19 protein-coding genes are annotated in these 20,570 nt (G+C 48.3%); 14 read left to right on the plus strand and 5 right to left on the minus strand.

What is annotated here, in order from left to right:
- The first annotated feature begins 7 nt into the window (after positions 1 to 7).
- The 7 genes from BCF55_RS03585 (at position 8) to cobA (ending at position 9,083) form a co-directional block, all read left to right on the plus strand.
- Positions 8 to 1,627, plus strand: coding sequence for a 2-oxoacid:acceptor oxidoreductase subunit alpha (locus tag BCF55_RS03585; protein WP_121010095.1), 1,620 nt, complete (start codon positions 8 to 10; stop codon positions 1,625 to 1,627).
- Position 1,628: 1 nt separating this feature from the next.
- Positions 1,629 to 2,426, plus strand: coding sequence for a thiamine pyrophosphate-dependent enzyme (locus tag BCF55_RS03590; RefSeq protein ID WP_121010098.1), 798 nt, complete (start codon positions 1,629 to 1,631; stop codon positions 2,424 to 2,426).
- Positions 2,410 to 3,513, plus strand: coding sequence for a 4Fe-4S dicluster domain-containing protein (locus BCF55_RS03595; protein WP_121010101.1), 1,104 nt, complete (start codon positions 2,410 to 2,412; stop codon positions 3,511 to 3,513). Before BCF55_RS03590 ends, BCF55_RS03595 begins: the two co-directional genes overlap by 17 nt.
- The gene (locus BCF55_RS03600; RefSeq protein ID WP_121010105.1) at positions 3,506 to 4,312 is read left to right on the plus strand and encodes an FAD/NAD(P)-binding protein; all 807 of its coding nucleotides are present in this window, start codon (positions 3,506 to 3,508) and stop codon (positions 4,310 to 4,312) included. The genes BCF55_RS03595 and BCF55_RS03600 overlap by 8 nt, the downstream gene beginning before the upstream one ends.
- Positions 4,313 to 4,542: 230 nt before the next feature.
- Positions 4,543 to 7,530, plus strand: coding sequence for an FAD-dependent oxidoreductase (locus tag BCF55_RS03605; protein ID WP_121010108.1), 2,988 nt, complete (start codon positions 4,543 to 4,545; stop codon positions 7,528 to 7,530).
- A complete protein-coding gene (locus tag BCF55_RS03610; protein WP_121010111.1) occupies positions 7,517 to 8,344 on the plus strand; it encodes a formate/nitrite transporter family protein in 828 nt (275 codons plus the stop codon). Before BCF55_RS03605 ends, BCF55_RS03610 begins: the two co-directional genes overlap by 14 nt.
- Before the next feature lies 1 nt (position 8,345).
- On the plus strand, positions 8,346 to 9,083 hold the full coding sequence (gene cobA, locus BCF55_RS03615; RefSeq protein WP_121010114.1) for a uroporphyrinogen-III C-methyltransferase: 738 nt from the start codon (positions 8,346 to 8,348) through the stop codon (positions 9,081 to 9,083).
- Here the strand turns inward: cobA and BCF55_RS03620 are convergent.
- Positions 9,043 to 9,822: a hypothetical protein gene (locus BCF55_RS03620; RefSeq protein ID WP_121010117.1), complete on the minus strand. Its 780-nt coding sequence runs from the start codon at positions 9,820 to 9,822 to the stop codon at positions 9,043 to 9,045. The genes cobA and BCF55_RS03620 overlap by 41 nt on opposite strands.
- A gap of 51 nt (positions 9,823 to 9,873) precedes the next feature.
- Here BCF55_RS03620 and BCF55_RS03625 point away from each other — a divergent pair, with 51 nt between their 5' ends.
- The 6 genes from BCF55_RS03625 to BCF55_RS03650 all read left to right on the plus strand — a co-directional run bounded on the left by BCF55_RS03625 (position 9,874) and on the right by BCF55_RS03650 (position 15,496).
- Positions 9,874 to 10,785, plus strand: coding sequence for an anthranilate phosphoribosyltransferase (locus BCF55_RS03625; protein WP_121010120.1), 912 nt, complete (start codon positions 9,874 to 9,876; stop codon positions 10,783 to 10,785).
- Between the two features lie 133 nt (positions 10,786 to 10,918).
- Positions 10,919 to 11,539: a P-II family nitrogen regulator gene (locus BCF55_RS03630; RefSeq protein WP_121010123.1), complete on the plus strand. Its 621-nt coding sequence runs from the start codon at positions 10,919 to 10,921 to the stop codon at positions 11,537 to 11,539.
- Positions 11,536 to 12,963, plus strand: a complete 1,428-nt coding sequence (locus BCF55_RS03635; protein ID WP_121010126.1) for a NarK family nitrate/nitrite MFS transporter — start codon at positions 11,536 to 11,538, stop codon at positions 12,961 to 12,963. Before BCF55_RS03630 ends, BCF55_RS03635 begins: the two co-directional genes overlap by 4 nt.
- The gene (locus tag BCF55_RS03640; RefSeq protein ID WP_121010129.1) at positions 12,960 to 14,966 is read left to right on the plus strand and encodes a molybdopterin-dependent oxidoreductase; all 2,007 of its coding nucleotides are present in this window, start codon (positions 12,960 to 12,962) and stop codon (positions 14,964 to 14,966) included. Before BCF55_RS03635 ends, BCF55_RS03640 begins: the two co-directional genes overlap by 4 nt.
- A gap of 31 nt (positions 14,967 to 14,997) precedes the next feature.
- Positions 14,998 to 15,240 carry a hypothetical protein gene (locus BCF55_RS03645; protein WP_121010132.1) on the plus strand — a complete coding sequence of 81 codons (243 nt, stop codon included), beginning with the start codon at positions 14,998 to 15,000 and terminating at the stop codon, positions 15,238 to 15,240.
- Positions 15,224 to 15,496 (plus strand): type II toxin-antitoxin system RelE family toxin, encoded by a 273-nt coding sequence (locus BCF55_RS03650; RefSeq protein ID WP_121010133.1) that lies wholly within the window; start codon positions 15,224 to 15,226, stop codon positions 15,494 to 15,496. The genes BCF55_RS03645 and BCF55_RS03650 overlap by 17 nt, the downstream gene beginning before the upstream one ends.
- On the opposite strand, the gene BCF55_RS03655 is transcribed toward BCF55_RS03650, so the two are convergent.
- Positions 15,493 to 16,257: an MOSC domain-containing protein gene (locus tag BCF55_RS03655; RefSeq protein ID WP_121010136.1), complete on the minus strand. Its 765-nt coding sequence runs from the start codon at positions 16,255 to 16,257 to the stop codon at positions 15,493 to 15,495. The two genes, BCF55_RS03650 and BCF55_RS03655, sit on opposite strands and share 4 nt — an antisense overlap.
- The gene (locus tag BCF55_RS03660; RefSeq protein ID WP_121010139.1) at positions 16,254 to 17,774 is read right to left on the minus strand and encodes a sigma-54-dependent Fis family transcriptional regulator; all 1,521 of its coding nucleotides are present in this window, start codon (positions 17,772 to 17,774) and stop codon (positions 16,254 to 16,256) included. Before BCF55_RS03660 ends, BCF55_RS03655 begins: the two co-directional genes overlap by 4 nt.
- Before the next feature lie 369 nt (positions 17,775 to 18,143).
- Here BCF55_RS03660 and BCF55_RS09680 point away from each other — a divergent pair, with 369 nt between their 5' ends.
- Positions 18,144 to 18,284: a hypothetical protein gene (locus tag BCF55_RS09680; protein WP_170144740.1), complete on the plus strand. Its 141-nt coding sequence runs from the start codon at positions 18,144 to 18,146 to the stop codon at positions 18,282 to 18,284.
- 125 nt (positions 18,285 to 18,409) lie between these two features.
- Here BCF55_RS09680 and BCF55_RS03665 read toward each other — a convergent pair whose 3' ends face one another.
- Both BCF55_RS03665 and BCF55_RS03670 read right to left on the minus strand, forming a co-directional pair.
- Positions 18,410 to 19,693, minus strand: a complete 1,284-nt coding sequence (locus BCF55_RS03665) for a Ni/Fe hydrogenase subunit alpha (RefSeq protein WP_121010142.1) — start codon at positions 19,691 to 19,693, stop codon at positions 18,410 to 18,412.
- The gene (locus BCF55_RS03670) at positions 19,644 to 20,411 is read right to left on the minus strand and encodes an NADH-quinone oxidoreductase subunit B family protein (RefSeq protein WP_121010145.1); all 768 of its coding nucleotides are present in this window, start codon (positions 20,409 to 20,411) and stop codon (positions 19,644 to 19,646) included. The genes BCF55_RS03665 and BCF55_RS03670 overlap by 50 nt, the downstream gene beginning before the upstream one ends.
- Between the last annotated feature and the right edge of the window lie 159 nt (positions 20,412 to 20,570).

Below are 20,570 nucleotides of genomic sequence, written 5' to 3' on the forward strand. Positions count from 1 at the left end.
TATACTTATGGACAAGACCATAATCATAGGAGGGAAGGCAGGAGCGGGAATAAAGGAAGCGGGGAGGATGCTCCTAGGTGTGCTTGCAAACCTCGGTTATCATGCCTTTGGATACGTGGACTACCCTTCCCTTATAAGGGGAGGGCATAACTTTGTAAGCCTTCGCTTCTCGGAGAAACCGGTTTACAGTGTGGACAAAAAGGCAGATGTGATAATAGCTACCGATGGAAGGAGTATCCAGGCTCACCTTCAGGATGCGAAGGAAGACACTGTATGGGTTATAAACGAAAAAGAGAAACTGGAGGGTGCAATCCAGGTTCCCTTCAAGGAGGTTGCACCGGGTTTCTTTAAAAGTTCCTCCGTCCTTGGAGCTGTTTTAAAGCTCTTCGGGATACCTCTTGAGGAAGGACTGCCCTTTATCCTGAGTCTGCCAGAGAGGGAAAAGAACGAGCAGATTTACAGGGACGCTTACCAGGCAACCCCAACAGTGTTTGAGCTTAAAAAAGCGGGCGAGAGGAAAGGCGACGTCTTGACAGGGAATGAGTGTATAGCCCTCGGTGCCGTTGACGGTGGGCTTGAATTTTACATAGCTTATCCGATGACTCCTGCTTCTCCGGTTCTTCACTACCTGGCAGAAAGGAAGGGAGAGTTTGGCATAAAGGTCATACACCCCGAAAATGAGATAGGCGTTATAAACATGGCTGTCGGAGTGGCCTTTGCCGGAAAAAGGGCTATGGTAGGTACCTCCGGAGGTGGCTTTGCCCTTATGACAGAAACTCTGAGTCTTATAGGCATGAGTGAGACACCGATGGTTATATATGAAGCTCAGAGGGCTGGTCCCAGTACAGGGGTTCCAACCTATACAGGGCAGTCAGACCTTCTGTTCTGCATGTTTGCAGGACACGGGGACTTTCCGAGAGTAGTCTTAGCTCCAGCCACGCCTGAGGAAGCTTACAGACTTACCAGGGATGCCCTCAATATAGCCTGGAAGTTCCAGGTTCCTGTTTTGATACTTGGAGATAAGCATCTCGGAGAGAGCTACTACCTTTCAAAGGTAAGGAGAGAAAAACTTGTTGAGGAACCAAAGCTCTGGGAAGGTAACGGAGAATACAAACGCTATGCCGTTACTGAGGACGGTATATCTCCTCTGGCTTTTCCAGGAGCCGAGGGGATTATCGTGAAAGGAACAAGTTACGAGCACGATGAGAGGGGTATAACCGTTGAAGACGCTCTCTCTGTGAAGAAAATGCAGGACAAAAGGCTTAGAAAGGGGGAAACCTTGAGAGAGTATATCCTATCCAGGGAGGATACAGTCGCTGTGGGAGGTGTAAAAGGTTCGGATAGAGTACTGATCACATGGGGTTCAACGGAGGGAACTGCTCTTGATGTGGCTGAGGAGATGGGCTTCAAGGTTGTAAGATCTGTCTTTTTGGAGCCGTTTCCCGAGGAAAGGTTAAAGCAGGAGATAGAAGGTGCGAACCTTGTTATTTCTTTGGAGTGTTCAGCATCTGGACAGTTTGAGAAACTTCTTAAAATGCACGGCATAACACCCCACAGGAGCTTAAAGAAGTATGATGGGAGACCCTTCTTCAGGGACGAGCTAATTGATATTTTGAGGGAGGTTTAGGATGGCTCTTGCTAAGAGAAGTTTGTACACGGGAGCTGAGATAACATGGTGTAGGCTGTGCGGAAATTTCGGTCTCATGAGTGCCTTTGCATGGGCTGTTGAGGAACTGTCCGAGTCTATACCTCTTGAGAAATTCGTTGTGCTTTCCGGTATAGGATGCCACGGAAAGATAGTGGACTATATAAACCTAAACAGTTTCTACTCTATACATGGAAGGGCACCTGCCACAGCAACAGGGATAAAGCTTGCAAATCCCGAGCTCTACCCTGTATGCTTCGTAGGCGACGGAGACATATACGCTGAGGGAATATCCCACCTCCTATTCGCTGCCAAGAGGAACACGGATATCACCGTCATAGTTCACGACAACAGAGCTTACAGCCTTACCACCGGGCAGTTTACCCCCACGAGTCCTGTAATCTTTAGAGGGAAGTCTACCCCGGAGGGACCACCGGAAGACCCGATTAATCCGGTAGCTCTTATGCTTGAAGCTGGTGCAACTTTTGTTGCCAGGGGATATGCCGGTTACACAGACCACTTAAAGGAGATAATAAAACAGGCTATACTCCACAAGGGGTTTTCCTTTGTTGATGTTCTCCAACCTTGCGTCGTTTTCTATAACACCTATGAGCTATACAACAGGCAGGTTTACAAGCTTGAAAGTGCAGGACATGACCCTTCCAGCTATGAGGAAGCTTACAGGAGGGCAAAGGAGTGGGATTATAACAGAGAGGACGTCAGAATTCCCATAGGCGTTTTCTACAAGACCGATAAGCCAACCTATGAGGAAAGGGTATGACATTCATATGAGGGAAAAGGTCATCCCAAAGGAAGAGCTTGAGAAACTATTTAAATCCCTGGAAAAACGAGGTTACACTATTGTAGCTCCGGTCCTAAAGGAGGGCGTTATCCTCTTTGAAGAGGTGAAAGGCTTCTCTCAGGTGGCGAAAGGTATTTACGAAGAGCAGGGGAAGGGATACTACAGGGTTGGGCGTTCGGAAGGGTGGTTTAGCTATGTCCACGGACCCAACTCTCTTAAAAGCTTCCTTCATCCGCCCAGAACGGAGCTATTGAAATTAAAACCGGACCTCTCTCAGGAAATACTCCTTGAAGAGAAGAAGTATGCCTTTTTTGGGATTAGGGGATGCGATCTCGCTGCTATGGGAGTTCTTGATAATGTGTTTCTCAAGAAAAACGAGCACCAGGACCCCCACTATGAATGTCTCAGAAGGGAAATTTTCACGGTTGCCTTCAACTGTAATCAGCCAGGCGGAACGTGTTTCTGTACTTCTATGGGGACGGGACCCTTTGTAAAAGACGGAGCTGATCTATCTCTTACCGAGCTCAGGGAGAAGTTCCTTTTAAGAGCTCACAGTGAGAAGGGTTTAGAGATACTGAACTCTCTTGAAGGTTCAAAACCTACGGAGGAGGATTACAGAGAAGAGGAGAGGTTAAAGGAGGAGTCTATTTCAAAGATCGCAAGGAAGGTACCCACCGACGGACTCCCTGAAAAGCTCTTGAGTAAACTTGAAAGCCCTGTCTGGGAGGAGATAGCCAGGAGGTGTCTTGCCTGCGGCAGTTGTACAATGGTATGCCCTACCTGCTTCTGTTATGAGGTTGTAGATGAAGTCTCGGTTGACGGTTCTGTGTCGGTGAGGCTGAGGACATGGGATGTTTGTTTCAGGGAAGGGTTCTCAGCTATCCACGGTACTCCGCTCAGGAAGAGCATCGCCTCAAGATACAGGCAGTGGTTGATGCATAAATTCTCCTACTGGGTGGGGCAGTTCGGGGAGTTCGGATGTGTGGGCTGTGGTAGGTGTATAACCTGGTGTCCTGTCGGTATAGATGTTACTGAAGAGGTGGAGAGACTCATATCAAATGGATAGCCCTTTCTCCCTGAAGAAAGCTTTAATCAGAGATATGGTTGTTGAGAATGAAAACACGAGACGTTTCCTTCTGGAGGTTGAAGACTTTCCAGACTTTAAACCCGGTCAGTTCAACATGCTATACGTTTACGCTCAGGGTGAAGTTCCCATATCTATAAGTTCCCTTCGGTCAGACCTTATAGAGCATACGGTCAGGCTTGTCGGTGAGGTTACGGAAGACCTCTTCCTGCTGAAAGAAGGAGACGTCATAGGTATTCGGGGTCCGTATGGGACTCACTTCCCCATTGAAAAGTGTAGAGGTAAGGATGTGGTTCTCGTTGCCGGAGGGCTCGGTCTTGCGGATATAAAACCTGTGGTTGAGTTTATACTTGAAAACAGAAGAGATTTTGGGGAGGTTTATCTTCTCGTGGGTGCTAAAAACCCTTCGGGTTTGCTTTACAGAGAGGAGTACAAAAGCTGGGACAAACGTTTGAAACTTCTCCTCACCGTTGATAAACCGGAGGGAAACTGGCAGGGTAACGTAGGTGTTGTGACCGAACTCTTCAGGTTTGTAGAGCTTAAGCCCGAGAAAACCGTTGGTATGATGTGCGGTCCTGAAGTGATGATGCTCTTTACGGTTAAGAAGTTCCTTGACCTTGGTGTCTCAGAGGAAAATATATACCTTTCAATGGAGAGGCATATGAAGTGTGCGGTTGGAACCTGTGGACACTGTCAGTTCGGCTACACCTTTCTGTGTAAGGAAGGACCTGTGTTTTCCTATTCACGTATAAAGCCCATCTTCGGCGTTAAGGAACTCTAAAAGTTTGGAACAGGCACTCTTTCCAAATTTTATGCCTTTGGCTGGGCTGTGTTGTAGTGCTTGGTGCACAAAGGGGAGTTTCAATCCCTTATAGGTAATAAACAGTTAGATTCGGACAAGGCTTCTATCTGTCCAAACCTAAACCTCTGAATGAAGGACCGACAACGAGTTAAAAATTCTTTCTCCTTCTGGCACGCTTCTTGCACTCTTTTTTTCAAGGAGGAAAAAGGATGAAGATGGTTATAGTGGGCAACGGCATAGCGGGGACAGCCCTCGTTGAGGAGATACTTCGGGAAGCGGACGGCAGGGACGTTAGGATTCAGGTCTTCGGAGACGAGAAGTTCATAGGCTACAACAGGATACTCATAACCGAAGTCCTCGCCGGCAGGAAGACGATGAGCGAGATATACATCAAGCGCTGGCAGTGGTATGAGGAGAAAGGCGTTAGGCTTGAAGTCGGAAAGAGGGTAGACAGGCTCTTTCCGAAGAAAAAGCTCCTTGTAACCGAAGAGGGAGAGCTCCACAGATACGACAAAGCCATAATAGCAACCGGGAGCAAACCCTTTATTCCTCCTTCAATTAAAGGGAAGGAAAAGAAGGGAGTCTTCACCTACAGGACTGCGGGGGACGTATTCAGGATTTTAGACTACGCGAGGGTTTCTGATAGGACGGTTGTGATAGGTGGGGGACTCTTGGGACTTGAGGTGGCTAAGGCTCTCAGGGACGTGGGACTTGAGGTTTACTTAGTTCACCTCTTTGACACCCTTATGGAGCAACAACTTGACAAGACTGCCTCGGATTTGCTTAGAAGGGACCTTGAGAGGATGGGCGTAAAGGTTCTCCTTGAAAAGGACACGAGGGAGATACTGGGAGACAAAAAGGCAGAGGGGGTTCGCTTTGCCAACGGTGAGGAGCTTCCCGCCGACTTCGTCGTGATAGCAACGGGCGTAAGACCCAACGCCGACGTGGGAATAAACTCCGGACTGAAGGTGAATAAAGGGATAGTGGTTGACGATTACATGGAGACCTCGGCGAGCGACGTTTACGCGGTCGGGGAGTGCATAGAGCACAGAGGGGAAACCTACGGGCTCGTGGCTCCCATAATGGAGCAGGTTAAGGTCTGCGCCCACAACGTTGTTCGCGGGAACGAAAAGAAATATGAAGGCTCTGTTACCTACGCGATGCTTAAGGTAGCCGGCATTAACCTCTTCTCCGCCGGTAAGTTCACCGAGGAGCAGGGCGACGAGGTCGTTTCATTCATAGATAACGGAAAGTCCATTTACAGGAAGGCAGTCATAAACAACGACAAAATTGTAGGCACAATTTTGTATGGAGACATAAAAGGAAACAACTATCTCCTTGACCTCATAAAGAGCGGTAAGGATATCTCCGGAGAGAGACCCTTCTTCCTCATAAAACACATAGTTCCCAAGGATATAACGGAGATAGAGGAACTAAAGGACACCGACATAGTCTGCAACTGCAACGCTGTAACCAAGGGGGATATAGTCAGGTGCATCCGGGAAGGTTGCAAAACCCTTGAGGAGATACAAGAGAGGACAAGGGCTTCAACCTCCTGCGGTAGTTGTCAGGAACTGGTTGAGCAGATACTCAGGCAGTTCGTCAAGGAGAAACCTGCGAGGGTCAACAAGATAGAAGTCATAAAGAAGGACCTCCATCCCTTTGACCCAGAGTTTAAAGAACGCATGGAGAGATACTTCGCCGACGGAAACTGGGAGAACATTCCCGAGGACGACAGGGACGTGAGGCTCAAGTGGTTCGGGATATTTTACAGGAAGGCGACACCCGGCTACTTCATGGTGAGGATACGTGTTCCCAACGGGAGGCTTACCTATGAGCAGGCTAAGGTGGTCTCTCACCTTTCGGAGAAGTTCTGCAGGGGAGAGGTGGAGATAACTTCGCGCCAGCAGCTCCAGATAAGGTGGATAGAGCTTAAGAACCTCCCGGAGATACTTGAGGCTCTAAACAGCGTCGGGCTCTCTACCCTCCAGACGGGAATGGACAACATAAGGAACGTTACCGGAGACCCCCTTACGGGTCTTGCGGAGGACTCCCTCATAGACACGGTTAGGCTCTCTCATGAGATAACGAGGGTCTTCTTGGGCAAGAAGAGGTATGCGAACATACCGAGGAAGTTCAACATGGCGGTTCTCGGCTCCCAGACCGACTCCATAAACGCCATGTATAACGACATCTGCCTCTGCCTGGCAGAAAGGGACGGAAAGCTCGGCTTTAACCTCTACCTTGGCGGAAAGATAGGCTCCGGAGGTCCCGTAAAGGCGATAGACATGGACATGTTCGTAGAACCCTACGAGGTTTCCGACCTGTGCAAGGTGATATTTGACATCTACTCAACCTTCGGTAACAGAGAGAACAGAAGTAAGAACAGGCTCTTCTTCCTACTTCAGGAGTGGGGTGTGGACAGATTCAGGGAGGAGATTGAGCAGAGGCTCTACAAACCTATGCCTTCCAAGGGAGAGAACCTCGTGAACAGGTGGGGCGAGAGGGAAGGTGTTATAAACCTCAGGAACGGAACCTTCGCGGTCTTGGCGATAGTTCCCGCGGGGAAGATAAAGGCTAAGGACTTGAGGGAGGCGGCGGAGCTCTCAAGGAGATACGGAAGCAGGGAACTGAGGCTCAGCGTATATCAGAACCTCTACATACCCAACGTTCCCGAGGAGAACCTGGACGCTCTCCTTGCGGAGGAATTCTTCCATAAGTATCCGACCGTGAGCTCTCCCTTCATGACCCACCTTATAGCCTGTGCGGGGAGCGACACCTGCGCCTTCGGTGTGATACCCAACAAGAGTGACGCGGTTATGGTAGCCAACTATCTGAGTAAGAAGCTCAAGCTTGACGTTCCCGTAAGGATGCACTGGTCAGCCTGCGCCAAGGGATGCGGTCAGCACGGGAGCGGGGACATCGGTTTTGTGGGAACCAAGACTAAACTGAACGGAGAAGCGGTCCTTGCAGTTGATATCTTTGCCGGAGGGTCCACCACCAAGGAGGGCTTCAAGGTGGTTCAGGGACTTCCCTTAGATAAAGTAGAGGAGGCTTCTTACCTTCTACTCAACTCCTACCTTGAAAACCGGAAGGAGGGCGAGAGCTTTGCGGATTTCGCCCACAGGGTGGGAGCGGATAATCTCAGAGCGGTTCTTATAAACCTTTTACAGGAGGTGGAACATGGGGTACGTTAAACCCGAAGCGGTGGTGGACCAGATGATTCAGGCTGGAGCCTATAAGGCGAGCCTCTCGGCTAAGGATTTACTGATAAGGGGTTTTCTCGCCGGCGCGCTCTTAGGTTACGCGGTTACTGTAGCCTTCTCGGCGATAGCCCAATCGGATATGAGGATAGTGGGTTCCCTTGTCTTCCCCTTGGGCTTCGTGATGATAGTTCTCCTGGGTCTTGAGCTCGTAACAGGGAACTTCGCCCTCATACCCTTAGCGGTTATGGAGAGGAGGACGACCTTCGGTCGTATGCTCTACAACTGGACATGGGTTTACATCGGACACCTGATAGGAACCTTTTTTTACGGCTTTCTCTTCTACGTGGCGGCGACCAAGATGGGTGCCGTTCCCGAGCCAGTTGTGGGTAAGATGATAGCCAAGGTAGCGGAGGAAAACACTCTCGGATATGCGAAACTGGGCTTTGTGAACGGCTGGACGGTTGCCTTCGTGAAGGCTATGCTCTGCAACTGGATGGTAACCCTCGGAGCGGTTATGGCTCTCGTTTCCCAACACGTTATAGGGAAGATAGCCGCCATGTGGCTTCCAATTCTCACCTTTTTCGCCCTCGGCTTTGAACATGCGGTTGTGAACATGTTCCTCATGCCTACCGGGATGCTCTTCGGAGCCAACATAACCCTGTACGACTGGTGGCTCTGGAACCAAATACCCGTAACTCTTGGAAACCTCGTGGCAGGCTTCACCTTCACGGGACTCGCCCTCTACCCAACCCACAGGAAGAGGGAAGAAGCCAAACCTGCAGAAGTTATAGAGGAGGCTGCCTGATATGGGGAAGGTCTATCTCGTCGGAGCAGGTCCTGGAGACCCTGAACTCCTGACCCTAAAGGCTCACCGAATTCTGAAGGAAGCCGACGTTGTCCTCTACGATGCCCTGATAAACAGGGAGATACTCCGGTTTACAAAGCCGGACTGCCTGAAGATATACGTAGGCAAGAGGGACGGAGAACACTCACTGCCTCAGGAGGAAATAAACGAGCTTTTATACCGGTTCTCAAGAAGCTACAAAATTGTAGTCAGGCTCAAGGGAGGTGACCCTTTTGTATTTGGAAGGGGTGGGGAGGAGCTCCTGTACCTGCGGGAGAAAGGTGTTGAGGTAGAGGTGGTGCCCGGTATAACCTCCGCTGTCGCTGCGCCCTCCTCCACCTCAATTCCCGTAACCCACAGAGGGATAGCTTCCTCCTTTGCGGTCGTCACAGGACACCCCAACAGGGGTATAAACTGGGAAAACTTCGCAAAGGTGGACACCCTCGTTATTCTGATGGGGGTAAAAAACAGGCGGGAGATAGCCAAGGAGCTTATAAGAGCGGGAAGAGACCCAAACGAACCTGTCGCCTTCATAGAGAAGGCTACTACTCCAGAGCAGAGAGAGGTCTTTACCACCTTGAGGGAGCTCGCCCAGAACCCTCCCGAGGTAAACCCGCCTGCGGTGATGGTGGTGGGAGAGGTGGTGGAAATAACTTATTTCAACAAGGACCTAATATTTCAACAAGATAAGCTTTATTAGCTTTTTTAAACTCTTTAATGTTTATGAAAAGTTTTGTCTTTAGTTTGACTTTTTTTTCTTTTGATGGTCCTAAGTAATCTTTTAAACGCTCAAATAGTTTAGCAGAATGGAAAAATATAGATAGCTTAATGTTTGGTGCTATTTCAACCTCTGCTATATACGGCTTAGATTTGCTAACCATTTTTATTACATGTCCACATACTATTATATCTATATTAGATCTAATTGCATCGCTATCAAAGTGCTTTTTAAGGTGTTGGTAAGTTTCCTTATTTATCGTAAACTCATCTCGGTTATCACTCAATACCAGCCTAATTCCACGTGTAGAACACAATTTAGATAGTTGCAGTAAGTAATTCACAAGGGAAATCTTCTTATCTAATAGCCTTCGTTTTTTTATTATATTAGCCTTATTGTGAATATCCGTTATAAGTTTAGATATTTCATCTAGTAATTCTCTTAATTCCCGAATAAAGTCTTTAGTGTCTTTAGTTATATACTTGAGAATTTTTATAAAAATCAAAGCATCTATTGCTACAGATAGAAGCTGAATATCTATAGAACCTTTATTTATACTTATTACCCTTATTTGCTTATTATGCACCTTTCTGTTTTCTTCCATTTCTATAATGTCTATTATGTTACGCAAAACCATATGTGTGTCATTTAATAAGACACCTAGATTTCTTAAATCTAGGTTTCTATACTCAATTTTCATTGAAAAAGTGCTGTTTTGCATGCCATCCCCCCCCAATTCGTTTTTGTGGATATTATATTACTATATTTGGTTATGTTAGTAAAGCTCACCAAACTCAAGGAAAACCTTCAGGACTTGACCCAAGAGGAAGCTTACGAGGTCTTTAAGGCAATACTTGAGGGTAAGCTCTCGGATATAAAGGCGGCGGCGTTCCTGACCGCTATGAGGATAAAGGGAGAAACTTCTGAGGAGCTACTTGGCGTAATTAAGGCAATTAAAGAGAGGATGAATTTTCCGCAGAAGAAAGAGAACGCCTTGGACCTCAGTCTGAACTACGACGGGAAGAACAGGACTGTTTACATACTTCCCTCTGCCCTGTGGCTCTGTTCAAGACTCGGTGTAGAGTTCACAAACCACTACGCCCTTGGAGCTCCAACGAAAGAAGGTGTTACCCTCTACGAAGTAGTTAAGGAACTTGGTGTAGATATTAACGTATCCTTTGTAGACCAAAAGAATTACGCACCGGAGCTATACAAACTCATGCCTCTGAGAAGAGAACTCGGTTTCAGGAGTTTAATAAACACGGTAGAAAAGTTTCTAAATCCCTTTCAGACTAAAAAGATTGTCGTTTCTATCTTTCACAAGCCTTACTTTGATAAAAACGCAGAGCTTCTTGAGCTCCTCGGGATTGAAGACTACACAATTATCAAGGGGCTTGAGGGCGGGATTGAGCCTCTCCCTGATAGACCCACGCTCGTAAAGAGGAGAGGGAAGGACATAGAAAGTATAGAACCTAAATCCCTCGGTCTTGAAATGCCCAAGGAGGTTCATTCTGAAAACGTCCTGAGGGATTCGCTTGAGATAAACAGAAAGATAATTGATGGTAGAGAGAGGGGAGAGTTCTTCAACTGGGCGCTCTATACGGCGGGAGTTTTGCTCTACGCGGCAGGGGAGTGCGAAAGTGTGGAAGAGGGGGTCGGAAGGGTAGCGAAAGAATCCACCTGAAACAAAAATGTAGCTACAAAATTGTAGCTAACATATCTCGGTAAATCAATTAAAACTCACCTAACACTATTAAGACAACAAGAAGACAATTTGGCATACTCCTTGCCCTTGTTTAAGTGAGGAGGATTTAGAAATGGCAGAGCTCTTGGCAATTGTCAGGAAGGAAAAGTCCTACGATGTGATGAGGTCTCTCTCAAAGGCTGAGATACCTTACGTTTCCTGGACTGTGAAGGGCAGGGGTAAAGAGGGCGGTCTCAGATATAAGGGTGTGATAAGGGAGAAAGTTCTAATGCCCTTCCTGCCCAAGAGGGCTTTCCTTGTCTTTCCCGAGGAGGAGCAGGTAGAGGAGGCTGTGAACCTTATTGTTGAGAGCGCCCACACGGGCGCTTACGGAGACGGAAAGGTCTTTCTGATAAACCAAGAGGAGGAAAGTGTCATGAAACTTGTAAAGGCTGTCATCAGACCCGAGAAGGTTTACGAGGTTATCAAAGCACTTGAGAAGGACGGCTTCAGAGCCATGACCATGTGGGACGTTGTGGGAAGAGGTAAGGAAGGAGGGATTATGGTGGGAGATACTCCCTACGATGAACTCGCGAAGACTCTCGTAATGGTGGCGGTTGAGGATAAGGACACCGACAAGGTCATAGAGAGTATAACCAAGGCTGCTCACACGGGTGCTTACGGTGATGGAAAGGTCTTCGCCTGCAATCTCTCAAAGGTTTGGACTATAAGGACTAAGGTGGAGGGACTATGAAAGCCGTAGCGGAGGTAATTGAGGCGGTCAAGAAGGGCAATTCCAAAGCGCTCTTTGCCAGTTTCATCTACTTTGACCACTCCTTTAGCATCTGGCTCCTTTTGGGGGCGCTTGGTCCCTTCATAGCAGAGGCTTTCGGACTTTCGGGCGCCCAGAAGGGCTTCATGGTTGCGATTCCCGTTATAGCCGCCGCCATATTCAGGCTCAACTTCGGACACATGTTCCAGTTCATAGACGGAAAATACATAGCGATAATGGGCATATTCCTGTCCATGGTTCCTCACCTCTACATGCTCCTTAGCGGATACAAAGTGAGCTACGACGACCTCCTCTGGATGGGAGTTTTCTTAGGTGTTGCAGGAGCGAGCTTTGCGATAGCCCTTCCCATGGCGGGAAGTAACTACCCAAGTGAGGTTCAGGGACTCGTCCTCGGTCTTGCTGCGGCAGGGAACATCGGAGCTGTCCTTGACGGAATACTCTTCCCTCCCATAGCGAGGGCTATAGGCTGGGAGCACACCTTCGTCCTCTCGGGGATTCTCCTTCTGATAGCCCTTGTCTTTGTCCTCATATGGGCGAGGGACCTCACCAAAAAGAACGAAGGCAATAGGGTTTATCCCGTTATAGCCTTCTTCGCCACCGTTGCCTTCATGGTTGTTCTCGCTCTCGGCTTTCAAAAGGGGTGGTTCGGCGTAACGGGCATCGCCGGAAAGCTTCTTATACCTATACTCGGTTCTGCCTTCGCCATACTCCTGATGCCCCTTGCCTTCAAGAAGGTGTTTTTGGAAAAAGACACCTGGGTTCTCATGCTCGCCTACTCCATAACCTTCGGTGGCTTTGTGGGAATGTCTTCCTATGTAGCCATGCTTCTGAGGGACGTTTACGGCATATCCAAGGTGGAAGCGGGAGCTCTCATGTCTCTCTTCGCCTTTACGGGAGCGATGATAAGACCCCTCGGAGGGCACATAGCTGACAAGATAAGCGGGGCAACGGCGCTTCTCTTCTTCCTCGCCGGCATAGCGGGAGTAAACTTTATCTTCTCCTTTATAACACCGCCTCTGGCGGTAGGTATAGTTCTGTTCCTCGCTCTATATTCCTTCTACGGACTCGGTAACGGTGCGGTCTTTCAGCTCGTTCCCCACAGGTGGCCCCATCAAACGGGTCTAATGACGGGAATAATAGGCGCAGCCGGTGGAATAGGCGGTTTCTACCTTCCCGCTGTGAACGGGATAGTCTTTGAGGCTACGAGAGCATACAACCTCGCCTTTGCCCTCTTCGGGAGTATAGCCCTTGCCTGCCTCGTGATAGTGAAACTCCTCCACGCCAAGTGGATGGAGTGGGCGCATGTGCGCTACGACTACGAGAAGGAGCAGCTCGTGGGTATTGACCCAAGGAGCGGAAGGGTGGTGATGGAGATAGCGGGATGAAAACTTTTCAGTGCCCCTACTGCGGTGTGGGTTGCGGGCTTTACATAGATGAGAAGGGCAGGATAAAGGGAGACTTTGAACACCCCGCTAACTTTGGAGATATCTGCAAGAAGCCCATATACCTTACAAAGGTTCTTAGCAAAGACAGGATAGGGAGACCTCTCTACAGGGAGAGTAAGAGCAAGAGCTTAAGGGAGATAAGCTGGGAGGAGGCTTACGGGATACTTAAGAAGAAACTTACATCCCTGTCCCCAGAGGAAACCTACTTTTACCTTTCGGGTCAACTCCTGACGGAAGACATCTATGTGGCTAACAAGTTCGTCAAAGGCTTTCTGAAAACCAACAACATAGACGCCAACTCAAGGCTCTGCATGGCTTCTGCGGTTACCGCCTACAAGCTCGCCTTCGGCTCCGACGGGGTTCCCTGCACCTACGAGGATATAGACGATGCGGACGCCTTCCTCTTTATCGGTTCCAACGCGGCGATAGCCCATCCCGTTCTCTTCAAGAGGGTTCTGAAGAGAAGGAGAGAGAGCGAAGGAGTGGGTTTGGTAACTATTGACCCTGTTGAAACGGAAACGGCAAAGAAGAGCGACTTCTTTATCCAGATAAGAGCGGGGACGGACACGGTCTTTCTGAACTCCGTCTTCTATGTTCTCCACAGGGAAGGCTGGATAGATTACCGCTTTGTTGAGAACTATACAGAAGGGTTTGAGGAAGCCCTTGAGACGGCGAGGAAGTTTCCGCCCGAACTCGCCGCAAGCGTATGTGACGTGAAGCCGGAGGACATACACTTAGTTGCGGAGGTCTTTGCAAAAAGCGAAAAGCTCATATCCTTCTGGTGTCAGGGATTGAATCAGTCCGTGAACGGGACAATGAAGAACTTAGCCCTGATAAACCTTCACCTCGCTAAGGGAAGACTGAACGAAAAGGGGTGCCCTTTCTCACTGACGGGACAGCCCAACGCCATGGGCGGCAGGGAGGTGGGGTATCTGACAAACGGACTTCTCGGATATAGGGACGTAAGGAATAAAGAGGACAGGGAGTTTATGGAAGACTTCTGGGGGGTTAAGGGGATAAAGGAGACGCCGGGACCCACGATTACCGAGGCGATAGACCTGATACTGGAGGAGAGGATAAAGCTCCTCTGGGTCGTGTGCACCAATCCTGCCGTATCTTTGCCTGAGCTTAGGAAGGTTGAAGAGGCTCTCAGCAGGGTCTTCTTGGTCGTTCAGGATGCCTACTGGAACGACACCTGTGAGTTCGCGAACCTCATACTACCCGCTTCGCAGGTAGGAGAGAAGGAGGGTGTAATGACGGATTCGGACAGGACGATAACCTTCTGTGAGAAGTTCTCCGAGCCTTACGGGGAGTCCAAACCCGACTGGCTCATATTCACCGAGCTCGCCAAGGCAATGGAAGCTTCAGAGTTATTCCCCTACTCATCTCCGAAGGAGATATTTGAGGAGTTCAAAGAATCAACTAAGGGAAGGCTCTGCGACGTAAGCGACCTTTCTTACGAAAAGCTCCCCGCAAGGTGGGGCAGGAGGTGGCTTTACGAGGACCTGAGGTTCCCCACCGAGAGCGGAAGGGCGAGGTTCCACCCTGCCAAGTTTGATATAGCTACAGAGGAGGGTGAGTTTATACTCCTTACCGGAAGGCTCAAGAACAACTGGCACACGATGACCAAGACCGGGAAGAGCCCCGAACTTCTTAAGGGAGAGGTTCCGCCCTTCGTCCTAATGAACCCCAAGGACGCCGAGGAGTTAGGGGTAGAGGAGGGGGAGGAGATAGTTCTGAGCGCCAAGGGGAAGGAGATAACTAGGATAGTTAGGCTTGGGAACGTGAAGAGGGGTCACATCTTCGCTCCCTTCGGTTATCCGAGAGAGTTCGGAGAGCCCACGAATTTTCTAGTTTCAGACAAAACTGACCCCCTATCAAAGGAGCCCGACCTGAAGTATGCGGGGGTGAGGGTGAGAGTGGCAAAGCTAATGACGTCTTGACGTCAAGACGTCAAACTCTATCTTTAAACCTATGAAGAAGGTAGCTACCACCCTCAGACTTGATGAGGAGAAGGCAAGGCTTCTTAGGGCATTAGCTGGTTACGAGGGTAGGAGGATAAACGATATACTGAACGAACTGGTAGATGAGTATATAAACAGACATAAAGAGACCCTTGAACTCCTTTCTATACCAGGTTTTCTGGAAGAGTGTAGGGAAGGACTTGAGGAGATAAAAAGGGGAGGAGGTAAGACACTGAATGAGCTGGACGATTAAGTTCTCCTCCACCACCGAGAAAAAATACAGGAAGCTGGACAGAAACACAAAAAAGAGGATAAAGAACTCCCTTGAAGAACTGGGTGAGAGCGATGACCTATCGGTTCACAGACACGTCAAACCACTTGTGGGAAAGCTCAAAGGATTTTATTGGTTAAGGGTAGGAGACTTCAGAGTGATATTCACCCTCATACCAGAGGAGAGGATAATCGCCGTGGTAAATATGGCTCCGAAAGGCGAAGCTTATAAACTCTAAAGCACCCTCAGTTCATCTCCCACCCTCAAAATTCCTCCCTCAAGGACGTTGGTGTTTACACAGAGCCGGTAGAAGGTGTCCTCAAACCTGCTCTTAGGAGACCAATCAGGGAGGGTCTCCTTTCTCTTCTCTACGAAGGTCTTTACAAAGCCCTTGAGCTCCTCTCCCGTAAAGGGGTCTCTCGTCGGGACGGGACACCTCTTGGATATTCCCTCACCGCTAAGCAGAACCTCCCCCACGTAGAACTTTTTCGGAAAATCCTCCCCTACGAGAAAATCTTCCCAGAATGCCGGCACACCGTTTATCTCCAGGTTAGCTCTAAAACGTCTCCTGACGTTCTCTTCCTCCAGTCCGAACCAATTGGCTATTTCCCTGAGGGTTGCCGTGCTAACGAGTGTGGGTCCGTGAGCCTTCCTGTCATCGGGAAAGCCCTCTTCAGACCTCTTCAGAAACACCCTATATCCGAAGACCTCAGAGAAGAAGTCTTCAATTGCTTTGGTTTCCTCAAAGGTAAACTCGTAAACCTTCCCCTCGTATTTGAACCTGAAGACCTGTGTTTCAAAGTCCACCTCGCTCCTTATCCTGTGAACCCTCTTCTCCCTCTTTCCGCTTATTACGTTCCCTTCTTCATCGTGCAGGGCGAACTCCCTGTCGTGCTCAAGCGAACCTGAGGGTACTATCCTTGCCGATTGAACCTCCACGGGGTCTAACCCTTTGATGGGGAATATCCGTATCCTTGCGAGAAAGGGACTGCTCTTCATTTCGGTAATTTTATCCCGTACTTCTGTATTCGGTAGCTCACCTGCCTCGGTGTCATCCCGAGCCTCTTAGCCGCTTCCTTTATCACGAAACCGCTCTCCTCAAGCGCCTTCTCTATGAGCTTCTTCTCCACGTCCCAGATGGACTCTCCGTTGAGGGGTGGTGCAAAGCTTTTTATATCCCTCCTGCCTGTGTTCCTTATTTCAGGAGGGAGGTCCTCTTCTGTTAAAACGCCGTCGGCGTCTAATATGACCATCCTCTCCACCACGTTCTGTAGCTCTCTCACGTTCCCCTTCCACTCGTATCCCATGAAGGCGTCCATCACCTCAGGTGAGATGGAGACCTCCTTGTTGTATTCCCTTTTGAACTTCTCTAAGAAGTGCTGGACGAGAACGGGTATGTCCTCCTTTCTCTCCCTTAGGGGCGGTATGAATATGGGAACTACGTTCAGGCGGTAGTAGAGGTCTTCTCTGAACTTTCCTTCCTTCACCATGCTCTCTAAATCCCTGTTGGTCGCCGCTATTATGCGAACGTCTACCTTTATCGGTTTTGAACCTCCGAGCCTCTCTATCTCCTTCTCCTGAATTGCCCTGAGGAGCTTTACCTGAAGCTGCAACGGAAGTTCTCCTATCTCGTCCAGAAAGAGTGTCCCCCCGTTGGCAAGTTCAAACTTTCCCTTCTTTGAAGAGTAAGCTCCTGTAAAGGCTCCCTTCTCGTATCCAAAGAGCTCGGCTTCAAGTAGGTTTTCAGGTATAGCTCCGCAGTTTATGGCTATGAAGGGTTTGTCCGCCCTTGGACTGAGAAAGTGTATCGCCCTTGCAAAGACTTCCTTTCCCACACCGCTCTCCCCTCTCATGAAAACAGTTGCGTTGGTGGGCGCTACCCTGTGAATGAGCTCAAGGACGTTCATTATCTCCCTGCTCCTTCCCACTATACCCTCAACGTGGAGCTTTTCGTAAACCCTCCTTAGCTCCGCCTCTAAAGCTCTCTTCTCTTCCTCAAGGTTTTCCTTTTCCTTCTCTACCTTCCTTTCCAGGGAGAAGCTGTTGGCAATCAACGTTGCGACCATATTGAGAAACCTCGTGTAGTCGTCTAAAGAGTCTCTCTTGGATAGTTCCCTGTCCGCGCTGAGGACACCTATCACCTTCCCTCCGCTCTTTATGGGAACGGCTATGAAGGCTATCTTCCTCTTCTTTATATTCTCTCTCTTCCAGAGCTTGTTCAGAAACTCGGGCTCCTGAGATATGTCGGGGATTACTATAGGAACCCCGTGCTTCCATACCTTTCCCGTTATACCCTCACCCCTTTTGAAACCCTCTTTGGGAAACCTACCCGAGGATGTGGCTTTCACCACTATCTGGTCCGTAGATGGGTCGTATATGGTCAGGGTGACCCTCTCGAAGCCCATAAGCTTCCGAAGGAGTCTGAATATGTAAGGAACGGTGGTTTCAAGGTTCAGGGAGCCTGAGAGGAGCTTGCTTACCTCGTACAGGGTCTCAAGCTCGAGCTTTAAATTCATCTGATTATTAAAATAATACAGAGCTTGAAGGTGTAAAGGAAATAGAGAGGTGGAAGAGTGAAGTTTTGTGACTCTTGATAAGGAAGCACAAAAACCTTACTGAGGAAATCCCAAAGAAGGTAAGGTTATGTAAGACAGAGCCAAATACCACGCTCCCCTTAATATTCGCTTACAATTCCCTACACTCTATCTCTTTACTACCTGATTTACAGAGCATGATTGACGCATATCTTTTTACATATAAAGTTAATGTTTATGAAGGTTAGGAAAAGCTTAACCCTTTCTTGGGAAGCCGACAGGACTTTAAAAGAGAAAGAGATAGCCGGTGAGGAGAAAAAAGCTCAGAGTTAAATCATTGAAGAACTGAAAATGGAAAGGGCAAAGGAGATTAAGAGAAGAAAGAAGCTAAGGGCTTTCAGGGAGTTGAAGGAAAAAGCGAGGAAAATATACATTCCGGACGACTTTACCGTGCGGATAGCTAAAGAGGAGATGAACTTGGGAAAACCTTAGCGGGTTTTCCTTGACGTTAACATTATGTTCTCAGAAAACTCACGGGAGATAAAGAGCTGTCTCTTGAGGCTGTGGGAAGCCTCACTAACTACGTAACGCTCGTAAGCTTTTCCAATTCTGCGGTTTTACTCCACAAAAACCTCTATAAAATGGGAAGCGCAGGATATACATGGGTCAAAGTTCCGTATTAGTCTCTCTGCGGTTACCTGGTGGTCTCCGTTAAGAGTTTTTATACCAAGGAATACGTCCCCCTCCATAGCTTTTTGATTTTGAGAAGTTGGCGGAACTATCTTTGCAACCTCTACCTCTCCTCTCTTGTTTATCACATACCTGTGAAAGAGTAGTCCCCTGGGGGCTTCCGTTATACCTATACCCTCGCCCTCTTTTACGTCGTATTCCACAAAAGGCTCATCCTCTTCAAGCCTCTCCAGTATGTTCTTTGATTCCCGGAGGGCGTAAATTACCTCAACCATCCTCGCAAGCAAGCTTTTGTATGGGTTATTTGTTGGCAGGTGTCCTTTGACCTTATCTCTCAGGTCCGGAGGCAGTTTATGGAAGTTGTTCTTTACCCTTGCCAGAGCTCCTACTTCATAGGTTTCTCCGTTTTTGAACCTTGAATAAAGAGCCGTTGAATGGGGTAACTGGTATTCTTCAAAGTATTCTTCGTACTCCGACTTGTTTAACCTCAGACCCTCTGAGGATACAATACTCCCTTCCGTTATAGGGTAGTTATCCGCCTCACCTAAGGACACCGAAACCCTTTCTCTCTCAAAGTTGGGGAACTCAAGTTTTTTAAACTCATCCAGCAGGCTTTCCGCAACGGGTAGTGCATTCTCCAAAATAGATAAGGTCTGGTGTATCTTAGCTTCTGAAGGAAGCCTGTAAAACCCTCCGACCCTTAGGTTGACCGGGTGTATGTGCCTACCGCCAAGAAGCTCAAGGATTGAATTGCCGGCTTTCCTCAGTGTAATTCCCGCATCAAGGACTTCTTTCTTTTCCTTTGCAAGTTCAAGGAAGCTCTCTTTACCGAAAAAATCAGGAAGATGGAGAAAAAATATATGGGCTGAATGGCTTGATATCCACTCACCGCAGTAAAGAGCTCTCCTTAACCTTTTTATGTGTGAGGGGACTTTAACGTTAAATACCCCTTCAAAGGCTTCCACTGCAGTAAGCTGATAGGCTACGGGACACAACCCACATATTCTGGCGACAGTATCTATAACCTGGTCGGGCTTTTTTCCCACGAGCAGCTTCTCAAAGAACCTTGGAGGTTCAAATATCTCCAGTCGGACATCCTTTAGTGTTCTTCCTTCCGTGTAAAGAATCACCCTTCCAAGCCCTTCAACCCTCGTAAGGGGGTCAATCCTGACTTCCTTCAACCTTACCCTCCAGGACTTTTCTAAACTCATCAGCGTATGCGTTTTCGTTTTCAAACAGAGAAATTATGTCTCCCTCTTTCAAACCTATACCTTTAAACCAGTTTATAAGGGACTCAACGTTGGGTTCCTTACAGGGTCCAAAGCATCCGTAACAACCCCTCTTAACCGAGGGGCATAGCGCACCACACCCAGCTTTCACTATGGGACCAAGGCAGGGTATGCTGTAAGCGTCCATAACGCACACGTTTCCCCGTAGCTTGTACTCCATACAGAGAGGGTAATCCGGGATTACGGGTTTTTTGTTGTATAGAATGGCTTTTATAAAACCCTCAAGTATTTGCGGGTTTATAGGACACCCGTATATTTCATAATCCACCTTGACATGCTCCTTGACTGGGGTTGACTTGTCAAGGACTCTTATAAACATACCTTCAGGGTGAAGGGATGTGAACTCTCTCATGTTCTTGAAGTTCCTGAGTGCTTGTATACCGCCCGATGTGGCACAGGCTCCTATGGTAACTAACACTCTAGTTTTTTCCCTAATCTCTCGTATAAACTCCGCTTCTTCCTGAGTGGAGACAGAGCCTTCAACAAAGGCGATATCCAGAGGTTCTAAAACCCTCTTACTGCGACCCAGAAGCCAGTATCTGAAATCAAGGTAGTCCCACAGCTGGGGCAGGTCCAGAAATACAGCCTGGCACCCATCACAGGATGAGAACTTGAATACCCCTACCCTCAACTTATCCATACCTATAACTAATATACCCTCCTGATACCTCCAAATCAGAAGTATTTTGTTAGCATAATCACAATTATGTTATCAATATACAATGTAATACAATTAAATTACAAAAGTTTGTCTTTAAATTGTTGCCCTTAAGTGATTTTAAAGGGTAAGTAATACAAT

Source organism: Hydrogenivirga caldilitoris (assembly GCF_003664005.1).
Classification (GTDB): domain Bacteria; phylum Aquificota; class Aquificia; order Aquificales; family Aquificaceae; genus Hydrogenivirga; species Hydrogenivirga caldilitoris.

Coding starts and splice junctions, on each gene's coding strand:
- BCF55_RS03585 (WP_121010095.1), top strand. CDS start 8: ATGGACAAGACCATAATCATAGGAGGGAAGGCAGGAGCGGGAATAAAG.
- BCF55_RS03590 (WP_121010098.1), top strand. CDS start 1,629: ATGGCTCTTGCTAAGAGAAGTTTGTACACGGGAGCTGAGATAACATGG.
- BCF55_RS03595 (WP_121010101.1), top strand. CDS start 2,410: ATGAGGAAAGGGTATGACATTCATATGAGGGAAAAGGTCATCCCAAAG.
- BCF55_RS03600 (WP_121010105.1), top strand. CDS start 3,506: ATGGATAGCCCTTTCTCCCTGAAGAAAGCTTTAATCAGAGATATGGTT.
- BCF55_RS03605 (WP_121010108.1), top strand. CDS start 4,543: ATGAAGATGGTTATAGTGGGCAACGGCATAGCGGGGACAGCCCTCGTT.
- BCF55_RS03610 (WP_121010111.1), top strand. CDS start 7,517: ATGGGGTACGTTAAACCCGAAGCGGTGGTGGACCAGATGATTCAGGCT.
- cobA (WP_121010114.1), top strand. CDS start 8,346: ATGGGGAAGGTCTATCTCGTCGGAGCAGGTCCTGGAGACCCTGAACTC.
- BCF55_RS03620 (WP_121010117.1), bottom strand. CDS start 9,822: ATGCAAAACAGCACTTTTTCAATGAAAATTGAGTATAGAAACCTAGAT.
- BCF55_RS03625 (WP_121010120.1), top strand. CDS start 9,874: ATGTTAGTAAAGCTCACCAAACTCAAGGAAAACCTTCAGGACTTGACC.
- BCF55_RS03630 (WP_121010123.1), top strand. CDS start 10,919: ATGGCAGAGCTCTTGGCAATTGTCAGGAAGGAAAAGTCCTACGATGTG.
- BCF55_RS03635 (WP_121010126.1), top strand. CDS start 11,536: ATGAAAGCCGTAGCGGAGGTAATTGAGGCGGTCAAGAAGGGCAATTCC.
- BCF55_RS03640 (WP_121010129.1), top strand. CDS start 12,960: ATGAAAACTTTTCAGTGCCCCTACTGCGGTGTGGGTTGCGGGCTTTAC.
- BCF55_RS03645 (WP_121010132.1), top strand. CDS start 14,998: ATGAAGAAGGTAGCTACCACCCTCAGACTTGATGAGGAGAAGGCAAGG.
- BCF55_RS03650 (WP_121010133.1), top strand. CDS start 15,224: ATGAGCTGGACGATTAAGTTCTCCTCCACCACCGAGAAAAAATACAGG.
- BCF55_RS03655 (WP_121010136.1), bottom strand. CDS start 16,257: ATGAAGAGCAGTCCCTTTCTCGCAAGGATACGGATATTCCCCATCAAA.
- BCF55_RS03660 (WP_121010139.1), bottom strand. CDS start 17,774: ATGAATTTAAAGCTCGAGCTTGAGACCCTGTACGAGGTAAGCAAGCTC.
- BCF55_RS09680 (WP_170144740.1), top strand. CDS start 18,144: ATGGAAAGGGCAAAGGAGATTAAGAGAAGAAAGAAGCTAAGGGCTTTC.
- BCF55_RS03665 (WP_121010142.1), bottom strand. CDS start 19,693: ATGAGTTTAGAAAAGTCCTGGAGGGTAAGGTTGAAGGAAGTCAGGATT.
- BCF55_RS03670 (WP_121010145.1), bottom strand. CDS start 20,411: ATGGATAAGTTGAGGGTAGGGGTATTCAAGTTCTCATCCTGTGATGGG.